The sequence below is a fragment of the Methanoculleus sp. UBA413 genome (assembly GCF_002502935.1).
Taxonomy (GTDB): domain Archaea; phylum Halobacteriota; class Methanomicrobia; order Methanomicrobiales; family Methanoculleaceae; genus Methanoculleus; species Methanoculleus bourgensis.
The window spans coordinates 4,781-14,289 of record NZ_DAQR01000004.1; the positions used below are offsets into that span (position 1 = coordinate 4,781).

7 protein-coding genes and 1 tRNA gene are annotated in these 9,509 nt (G+C 60.5%); 4 read left to right on the forward strand and 4 right to left on the reverse strand.

The genetic code is table 11. The features are described from left to right. Positions 1 to 2,202: VWA domain-containing protein (locus tag BP858_RS00515; RefSeq protein ID WP_286878551.1), on the forward strand; the 2,202-nt coding region annotated here is incomplete at its 5' end. Between the two features lie 39 nt (positions 2,203 to 2,241). Here BP858_RS00515 and BP858_RS00520 read toward each other — a convergent pair. After that, positions 2,242 to 2,313: transfer RNA gene (locus tag BP858_RS00520), tRNA-Arg, on the reverse strand. A 55-nt stretch (positions 2,314 to 2,368) separates the two neighbouring features. Between BP858_RS00520 and BP858_RS00525 the strand changes: the two genes are divergently transcribed. Both BP858_RS00525 and BP858_RS00530 read left to right on the forward strand, forming a co-directional pair. Continuing rightward, positions 2,369 to 2,794, forward strand: coding sequence for a dCTP deaminase (locus BP858_RS00525; RefSeq protein WP_062264293.1), 426 nt, complete (start codon positions 2,369 to 2,371; stop codon positions 2,792 to 2,794). Continuing rightward, positions 2,791 to 3,759 (forward strand): DUF128 domain-containing protein, encoded by a 969-nt coding sequence (locus tag BP858_RS00530; protein WP_286878552.1) that lies wholly within the window; start codon positions 2,791 to 2,793, stop codon positions 3,757 to 3,759. The genes BP858_RS00525 and BP858_RS00530 overlap by 4 nt, the downstream gene beginning before the upstream one ends. Here BP858_RS00530 and BP858_RS00535 read toward each other — a convergent pair. Next, positions 3,743 to 5,596, reverse strand: coding sequence for a tubulin/FtsZ family protein (locus BP858_RS00535; protein WP_286878553.1), 1,854 nt, complete (start codon positions 5,594 to 5,596; stop codon positions 3,743 to 3,745). The genes BP858_RS00530 and BP858_RS00535 overlap by 17 nt on opposite strands. A 351-nt stretch (positions 5,597 to 5,947) precedes the next feature. Here BP858_RS00535 and BP858_RS00540 point away from each other — a divergent pair, with 351 nt between their 5' ends. Next, positions 5,948 to 6,940, forward strand: coding sequence for a 5,10-methylenetetrahydromethanopterin reductase (locus tag BP858_RS00540; protein WP_062264317.1), 993 nt, complete (start codon positions 5,948 to 5,950; stop codon positions 6,938 to 6,940). Between the two features lie 436 nt (positions 6,941 to 7,376). On the opposite strand, the gene BP858_RS00545 is transcribed toward BP858_RS00540, so the two are convergent. Together BP858_RS00545 and BP858_RS00550 are read right to left on the reverse strand one after the other, a co-directional pair. Further along, on the reverse strand, positions 7,377 to 8,315 hold the full coding sequence (locus tag BP858_RS00545) for a galactose-1-phosphate uridylyltransferase (RefSeq protein ID WP_214166130.1): 939 nt from the start codon (positions 8,313 to 8,315) through the stop codon (positions 7,377 to 7,379). A 417-nt stretch (positions 8,316 to 8,732) separates the two neighbouring features. Continuing rightward, positions 8,733 to 9,509: F420-dependent methylenetetrahydromethanopterin dehydrogenase (locus tag BP858_RS00550; RefSeq protein WP_286878554.1), on the reverse strand; the 777-nt coding region annotated here is incomplete at its 5' end.

Below are 9,509 nucleotides of genomic sequence, written 5' to 3' on the forward strand. Positions count from 1 at the left end.
GGGCTGCCCACCGGGCATCCTGCCGCAATCACCGCATCAGTCAGGCCGGATGCCGACCCCGTCCCCTACCAGCCCGCTGACGGCAGGAGCACCTTCACTCTCTCCTTCACGCTCTTTGACTCCTGGGGCAACCCGGCGGCCGGCCGCGACCTCCAGGTCAACACATCCCTCGGGGAAGACGCGGTCCTGACGACGAACGGCCGGGGCGGGATTGCATTCACCTACGGCCCGAAGGGTACCACAGGCAGGGTCACCATCACCGCGACGGCCATCGACAACCAGAGTGTGACCACATCAACGACCGTTGAGTTCATCCATACTGACCCGGTGGAGATGCTTCTCTCGGCAAACCCGCAGTCCATGCCGAGCCGGGACGTCAACGAGAATTCTGTCTCGGAACTCCGGGCCAAGGTGATGGACATCAAAGGAAACCCGGTTGCGGGTGAGACGGTGACGTTTGAAGTTGTAGCAAACAGTTCCGCACCCTATAACCAGACCGTGGACCAGAAACTGGAGAAGAGGACCGCGACCACCGATAGAGACGGGTATGCCGTCGTTAAGTTCTATCCTGGTGCCTTCACGACGGACCGGAATTCGCCGGGCTGGAACACCTCCGCGAAGGGCACGGCGACCGTCCGGGCGACGTGGGTCAACAAGTCGGGATTCCTGGTCGAACAACCGCTGACGCTGACCTGGGTGAACTACCCCTACCTCTCCGTGGAGACGAACGTCTCTTCCCCGAGGGTCGAGGTGAACGAGACGGTCGATGTCACCATCAGGCTGAAGGGCGATGGCTGGGCGCTCCAGCCGGACCCGATTGACGTGGTGCTGGTGATCGATCGATCGGGGAGTATGTCACGTGACAACCCGTCCAGGATCAGCAGTGCGAAAACGGCAGCAAAGATCTTTGTTTCTGAGATGAATCCTATCCGGGACCAGATTGGCCTGGTCTCGTACAGCACTGACGCTTCGTGCGCCCTGCACCTGACGCATGATTATTCAAGCGTGAACAGCACGATTGACGGGCTCAATCCCTCCGGATGGACTGCCACGCGAAAAGCACTGTATACTGCTATCCGTGAGATGAGCACTCATAAAAATCCGGACCCTGATGCCGTGCACGCCGTGATCCTGATGTCCGATGGGGAGTACAACTACTACGGCGACCCGCTTGCCCGTGGTAAAGGGGATTCTAAATATGATTGGCGGACGACCCAGAATGACTATACATACTTCTCAGGTCTTGGTGACAGCCAGCAGAATATGGCAGTCTACGCAAAGAGCAATAGCGTCCGGCTGTACATGATATCATTCTCAAACGATATTACCGAGAACAGTACCACATGGAAAACGATGGACACCCTTGCAGAGGAGACCGGCGGCAAACACTACCATGCAGTCACTGGTGACGATCTTGCCCGGATCTACACCGAGATCGCCGGAGAACTCAAGACCGAGGCCGGCGTCAACACCGCCATGAACCTCGACTTTGGCACGATCCGGGTCAATGATGAAGACCGGGTGGGATCCGAGGTCTTCACCTACGTCCACGAAGACGGAATCTCGACCGCCATCGAGAGTTGGGTCGATAACAAGACCGGGCACTACGAGATCATCCCCCGTCATACCCGCGACGACACATCAAACTGGACGGCGTCCTCCCCGCACCTCCCCTTCGATATCGGCACGGTCCAGCTCGGCCAGACCTGGGAGACGACGTTCCGTCTTGCGGTGCTCGCCGACGGCAATATCAACATCTTCGGGCCCGACTCGGCGATCACGTTCAACGACGGCGCGGCAGAGCTCGACCTCCCCGCGACCTTCATCACGGCCGTGCCTGACCTCAACAACACGGGCCTCGTGTATGGAACGCTACACCTCACAAACCCGCGCTACACCAGCGTGGAGGTGCCTGACTTCCTCACCGCCGCCTGGGACCTCGTGTACACCGGATCGGAAACCGTAACTGAAACCCTGGAATACTCGAACGACGGTGGTCTCTCCTGGGTGTGGTTCGATACCCTGACCGCAGACAACGCCACGACCGGGGGCGTCACCACCCTCGACGTCAGGAACCTTCCACCTGGAGAGTACCGGGTCCGGGTGCACGCTGATGCGGACGATGCACCCTACACCCCGCCGCTTGCGTTTCCGCCTATCCAGATCGGGGGCCGGCAAAAACCGTATATCCGGCTCGCATAACAATTTTTCCGGGCACGCATCGCGCTCCCGAAGAACTGACGGACCCAGCGGGAATTGAACCCGCGTCCTTGGGTTCGAAGCCCAAAAGGATGTCCTCTACCCCATGGGTCCCCTCATGGATTTCTATCGCAAGATATTAAGCGTTTTTGTGCCGGTACAGTACACAATGATCCTATCATCCAGCGAAATCGGTCGCCGGCGCAAGATTGGCGATCTCGTCATTGAGCCATACCACAGCGCATCCCAGCAGCCCGCATCCTACGACCTCCGGGTGGCCGAAGCGACCACGCTCCAGTGCGGCGCGTGCACCCTTGTCCCCTCGATCGAGTGGGTGGAACTCCCCGCCGACCTCGCGGCAACCCTCCGGTGCCGCTCCTCGTTTGCCCGCCGGGGAGTTCTCATCGGCGGCGGGTTCGTGGACCCTGGGTTCCGCGGCCAGCTGACCCTCTGCCTGACCAACATGGGTGCTGAGCCCGTCACCCTCGCGGAAGGAGACCGGGTCGTGCAGATGGTCATCCAGGAAGTCAGGAACGGCGACCGGCTCTACCAGGGCAGGTACCAGGACAGTGAGGGCGCGGTGGAGACGCGATGAGCCCGGAGATACGTTCAGAACGAAAATACCTCGAGATCCTCAGGATCCTCGCGGAGTCGCACGAACCCCTGGGCGCAAAACGGTTAAGCGAGAAGATGGCCGAGCGGGGCTTTGTCCTGAGCGACCGCGCGGTCCAGTACTACCTCCAGTACCTCGACGAGACGGGGTTCACGAGGAAGGTCGGGAACCGGGGGCGCGTACTCACCGAAGCAGGCACCGCCGAGAGCGAGCGCGCGCTCGTCGACGAGCGGATCGGCTTCATCATATCAAGGCTTGAGCAGCTTGCGTTCCAGAGCACCTTCGATCCTGCGACCGGCACGGGGAGCGTCGCCTACAACCTCTCCTTCGTGCGGGAGGAGGACCTCGGGGGCGTCACAAGAGCCTTTGATGAGGTGGCAGCCGCAGGTTACGGGTTCCTGAACACCTACCTGATAATCGATTCCGACCCGCGCATACCAAAAGGGCATACCGGGATCATGACCGCCTGCAGCGTCACGCTGGACGGCGTCCTCCAGAAGATGGGCATACCGGCAAGGCTCGAGTACGCCGGGAGGATCGCCGTCGACGGCGACGGCCCCGCCCGGTTCCTCGACCTCATCGGCTACCGGGGGACATCGGTCGACCCGCTCCATCTCTTCATATCGGCCGGGCTCACGTCGATCAACCGGCTCGTGACGACCCGGTCCGGCGTCGCGCTTGCAAACGTCCGCGAGGTGCCTGCGGCCGCGGAGGACCGGGTGAAGGAGGCCGTCAGGCTGATGACGGAATCCGGGTTTGTCTTCCCTGCCGGGGGCGGCATCGGTGAGTTCAACCTCCCGGAGCACCCCTACCGGCTCCCAGTTGTCGCGTTTTCCGGCATGAACATGGTGGGAAACGCTGTCGAGAAAGGCTACGCCCTCAAGACCGAGATCGGTGCCGGGAACATACCGTTTGAGAAAATAGCGGACGCTACAGGATCCAGGTGATCCCGCCGTCGTCCGAGTCGTCGTCTTCTCTCTTCTTCTCCTCCGGCGGCTTTTCGGCGACATCGATCACCCGGAGTTTGCCGCGCGAGGGGTCAACCTCCTTTGGCGGGGGACTCCCGCGGTCAGGCCCACGCCCCAGCAGGTTATCCTTCGGCTCGGGGAGCACCTCTCTCATGCGGATGCCAGGCTCGTCAAGGACGCTGTCGATCGGCCGCCGCATCCCGGGATCGAGCGAGACCTTATCGCCGGCGAGCACCCCGTCCTTCGGGCGCTGCACCGGTTGTACGGACGCGGAATAGGTTGTCGCATCGTCCTTCGGTGCGGTCTTCTCGATACTGATCCCTTTCGGGCTGAAGACGGAGTTCTTCGGTGCCGGCATAGACGAGGTGACCGAGGCCGACCCGGCAAGGTCGACCTCCCTCCCGCCCTGTTTCGGGGGGAGGATGATGGCGCCGTCATCCTCTTTTCTCTCAGATCTCGGGAGCATGTCGATGGTCTCGTCCCTGTCCTTCCGGTTGCCCCGACCGATGCCCGCGAGCTCGATCATCTCATCCTTTTCTGCTGTAGGTTCTGCCATATCGCTCTCCTCCAGGAACGCCGACTCAAGCGGGGAGGCAAAGTACGGGATGTCCTCTTCTTCGGGCTCCGAAGATGCCCGGGCCGCCTCCTCTTCGGCCCTCAGCCGTTCTTCTTCGCGCTCAAGCCGGTACTCGGTCCGGATCTCCCGGATCTCCTCGACGCGGGGGACGTTGGAGAGTCCCGAGAGCACGATGATGATCCCGACGAACGAGGTGTTCTTCACCGGGTAGTCGCCGGACCGCATCTCAAGCCCCGCGATACTCCGGTCGATCCACTTCCTGACCGTCTGGAACCCCTTCATCGAGAGTTCGGCCGAAGGCCCGGCGATCAGCACCAGCGCCTTATCGGCGCTTGTGAGGTCGCAGGGGACCGACACCTCTTCGTAGACTGCCTTCTTGGCAAGCGAGACAATCCGCGCGGCCTTCTCATGCGACCCCTCTATGAAGTACTTCAGCGACCGCCGCCGATGGAGGAAGTCCAGCCATCCGCCCGGCAGGCGCTCGGCTGCGTAACCGACCGCGACGAAACCCATCCCTTTCAGGGTATTGAGTACCTCACCGGCGTCCAGGACGACCTCGGCAACCTCAAGCCCGAACTCGTTGAACTCCCCTGCGCGGAGGAGAAGGCCGATCTGACGGGCGATCCGCTCATTGAGCATACCGTAGTGGTCTCTCGGATTCAGCGCCCCGGAGAGCGGGCTCCGGCGTATCTGGCCCGCAAGACCGTTCTCTTCCTTCTCGGCCGTTGCGGCGGCGGCCCTGATCTTCTGTGACCAGGTCTCGTTATCGAAGAGGATGACGGCATCCGTGATCTCCTGGATCAGGTCGAGGTCGTCGGCGGCCTTTGCCGAGATTCGCTTCCCTTCATCCAGGCACGGCAGGACGGCGAGCGCGAAAATTGGCTCCACGTAGGACTTCCGGAGTTCCTCGATGATAAGCGGCGCGATATCAATGATGTTTCCTCCAAGCCCGCAGCAGAGCAGGATGGCGTCGATCTCCATCGTGTCCATGCCCTGGATCCTGGTCATCACCTCCTCGATATCGATAATGTTTGTGATATCGTCGGGATCGAGGGCATCAATCGGGGGGAAGAAGATCCTTGCCGATTCCGGGAGGTGGCGGAGCTGCACAAGGGAGTTTGGATCGATGTCGATCGCTACCGCACTCATGCAGCAGACTTTGCTTCGCCGGTCGTGGTCGTAGAGGTTATCCACGATCCGTGACCCGGCGCCACCCAACCCGATCGCTAGCACCCGCATAGATTATACTCCCTGCCTGACACCCTCGCGTGACCTTTTGCCGCGAAATGGAGCGTGCATATCACCCGAAACTGTTGAAGAGTATATAGGCAGACAAACATATATAGTTCTTTAAACTTCCCGGGCGGGGGATATGCCGGTTCATGGAAACTCCGTATTTTAAACTTCCGGTTCGATCCCCGCACAAAATGGGCCTCTGCCTGGTAACCGGGAAGATTTGCCTGATGCCCTGGATAACACGTTACATCGCTCCATTTTGCTGTACATGTGCGGTACATGTCGCTTGGTGAACACAAAATGATAATATATATATCTCCCGGCACGTAACTACTCAAGTGAGGTGTATTAGCCTTGACAACATATGGAATCGAATTTGTGCCTGGATCAGTCAATGTCAAGCAGGTGGTAACCTACACCAAGCTTGCAGAGTCGAAGGATATCGATTTTGCGTGGATTACCAACCACTACAACAACCGTCACGCCTACCCGACTCTCGCCATGATCGCGGCGAACACCGACACGATCAAGATGGGACCGGGTATCATGAATACGTTCACCGACACCCCGGCGGCCATTGCATCCTTTATGGCTACCTTAAACGAGATCTCCGACGGACGTGCCGTCCTCGGTATTGGGCCCGGTGACCTCTCGACGCTCCCGAAGCTCGCGATCGACCCCGCAAAGCCCGTCAGCCGCCTGAGGGAAGGTGTCGTCCAGATCAAGAAGCTTCTTGCCGGTGAGGAAGTCAAGAAGACCGGTGAGATGGAGTTCTTCGACTACGACGGCGCCAAGCTGACCGGCGTCACCCTGCCCGGAAAGAAGGGCATTCCGGTCTACATCGGTGCCCAGGGTCCCAAGATGCTCGAGCTCGCCGGTGAGATCGGCGAGGGTGCCCTGATCAACGCGTCCAACCCCAAGGACTTCCAGATCGCCATCCCGATCATCAAGAAGGCGATGGAGGCAGTGGGCAAGAAGAAGTTCGACGTCGGTGCCTACACCGCCATGTCCATCGACAGGGACGAGAAGAAGGCCCGGAACGCTGCAAAGATCGTGGCCGCATTCATCGCCGCAGGCTCTCCGCCCCCGGTTCTCAAGCGCCACGGACTTGATCTGGGCAACGTCGAGAAGATCAAGGAAGCCCTCGGACGCTTCGACTTCAAGACCGTCGGCGGCCTCGTTGGCGACGCGGAGATCGACGCCTTCACCATTGCCGGAACCCCCGACATGGTCAAGCAGAAGTGTGAGGATCTCACAAAGGCTGGAGTTACCCAGATCATCTTCGGCTCGCCCCTCGGCCCCGACATGACCAACTCCATCCGCCTGCTCGGTAAGTACATCGTGTAAGGCAGAAAAACCACTCACCACTTTTTTATTCAGGAACGTTTCATCACCCCACCTTCCGCAGTAAGACGATCCCGTCCTGGAATACTGAACGAGTGGACCGATTCCCCATATGGTGCGGGTGCGTGGGCGTGATCGCCAGCCGCACGCGAAGCGCGCGAAGGGTGACGGGGGGAGCTACACATCCTTCGCGGGCAACGCGAACTTCCGCGTGAGGCCTTGTCAGCTTGCCGTGGTACTCTGATTTCGCGAGGGGAATGTGGGACAAATGCCGGGCCAGAACACTTACTGCGGAAAGTCGGATCACGATGGATCACTCCCTGGAGAAGCAAAGCCCTAGATCGGTGACGGAGTCTCGCGCAAGGTCGCGAAGTCTGCGAAGGGGAGAGAGAAGTAACCGGATGGTCTTCCGCGTTTTCGCGTGAAGCAACCTCCTGCCTCACGGCGCGCGCGGCCCGCCCCGGAAGAGGGGTCCCAGGTCTTCGGGGAGCGTCAGGATAACCGGCTCCAGGTGCAGCCGCTCCATGAACGCCGAATCGCACATCGAGAGGCTGTTCGGGTTCAGTCTTGAGATCAGGGAGCAGAAGGCGCGGTGGCCCTGCCCCCCAGTCCCGGGAGCATCAAAAAAGATCGCAGCGTTAAAGGCACGGGTTCCGAGGTGCCGGTAGAAGGCGATGACCCTGAGGAGCCCGTCGACCAGCGGCTCGATGTAGGGCCCGAGATCGGCGAGTGTCGATACCGGCAGGATACCCCGCACCTCCCGCTCGCCGAGAGGGACCGGGCTTGCCGACCAGAAGATCTCATCCTCAAAGAGAAACCGGTCTGAGCCGCGCTCGCGCTCCACCAGGTCGTCCCAGTAGAGTCGGCCGTTCTCGGCGAGGTAGCGGCGGCCGCTGGAGATGTAGAGATCGGCAAGCCGGGTCGGCCTGGAATCGGCCATGCCCTGCAGGTGCGGGTGGACGATGCTCGCGCCCGCTGAAGGGAGGTAGTTCCAGTTGATGCTCGCGTAGCCTGAAGACCGGGCAAGCGCCTCTGCCGTGCCTGCTATGGCATCGGCAAGGGACCGGCGGTCGAACCGATCGGTTGAATGATCAGGCGTGATCACCGTGACCACGTGGTCTTCGGCAAACGGATAGAGGTTCGGGAATGTCACGCTCTCTCCGCACCGGAGACGGCTGCCGTCCTCGAAGGTCGGTGTGGCGGTATCGATGGTTTCGGGGCAGAACGGGCAGCCTTCACGGGAGTACGGCATGACCGGGGCGGTGTTGATCTGCCGTTCGACCCGGACGGGACTGATCCGGCACCTGATGCCGGTGAGGGACTCCCTGCGGTACTGGAGGATCCCCCGGTTCGTCCGGATCTCATGGATGGTGAACATGGCCCTTCATACTCCGATTGGGTCGACAACCCTATAAAACCCTCATGAGGCGGTGCCCCTGGCAGCTATCGCCACGGGACGCGGGGGCAGTGCGTGGCGATACCCGGGGCCTGTAAACGAACTCCCCGAAACTTCCCACTCGCAGACCGAGGAGATATTCATGGAAAACGCCTATGAGGCCGCGTTCGGCCACAGGCTCAACTGATGAACATTCCCGAAGGGTGGTAACCGCGGATATGTCGCGGTTGAGAGCGCGACAAAATGGGCTCCATTTCCAATTTCGATGGGATTTCTATGCGAAACCTAGACGGTTTGGGCAATGGGAGATCCGCGGCCCGGCCGCTGCTCCGGGTGATACTGTGGCAGCAGAATCTAGTTCAACAAAACGCGTGCAAAAAAAGGAGAAGTGTTATCGGCTCACTCGGGCTTGCTGATGAGTTTCGTCTTCGAGACGATCTCGCCGGTCTTCTTGTGGGGCTTCCTGATGACCGCGTCCATACCCTTCTCGAGGTCGCGGGCCTCCTCGCAGAGGATCATGGCCTGGCGCATCATCTCGTGGGCGCTCGCGACGATCGGGATGTACTTCTCCCACTCCTTCGTCATGAAGCAGCCCTTGACGTTGACCGCGGCAACCTGCTGCGCAATCTCGTAGGCGGCACGAGCCTTCGCGAGCGCGTAGGGGTTGCTGAACTCGCCGTCGACCGCCTTGTCGGAGGTCATGACAACCTTCGGAAGCACGAGGTCCTTGCCCTTCTTGCCTGCCTTCACCTGGTCGATCACCTTGTCAAGCTCCAGCTGCATCTTGCGGTACGCGCCGGTGATGGCGAGCACCTTGACGAGGTTCCCGTTGTAGTCCGCCATCTCGATGGGGTCCAGGAACTCACGGCGGGCGCCGATCATGGCGTCGGCCTTCATGATGATGTAGCCGAAGTCGCTCTCCTTGAGCGCTGCAAACTGATCCTTCTTGGTGGTGACATCGTCGGTGATGACGATGCAGGGGATCCCGGCCGCTGCAAGATCTTCACGGGCCTGGGTAGGTCCGGGGAGGACGCCGTTCGGGGATACGACGATACAGAAGTCCGGAGCCCATGCCTTCATATTGCTGACCACACGGTCAATGTCCTCAGGCTGCAGTTTCGTCCCGGAGGTCGCCATGAAGGTGATCATATCTTCACGGTCGGCGCGCTCATCGAG

Excerpts from the sequence above, each read along its gene's own strand:
- BP858_RS00545 (WP_214166130.1), bottom strand. The coding sequence starts at position 8,315 with ATGTTCACCATCCATGAGATCCGGACGAACCGGGGGATCCTCCAGTAC.
- BP858_RS00525 (WP_062264293.1), top strand. The coding sequence starts at position 2,369 with ATGATCCTATCATCCAGCGAAATCGGTCGCCGGCGCAAGATTGGCGAT.
- BP858_RS00535 (WP_286878553.1), bottom strand. The coding sequence starts at position 5,596 with ATGCGGGTGCTAGCGATCGGGTTGGGTGGCGCCGGGTCACGGATCGTG.
- BP858_RS00530 (WP_286878552.1), top strand. The coding sequence starts at position 2,791 with ATGAGCCCGGAGATACGTTCAGAACGAAAATACCTCGAGATCCTCAGG.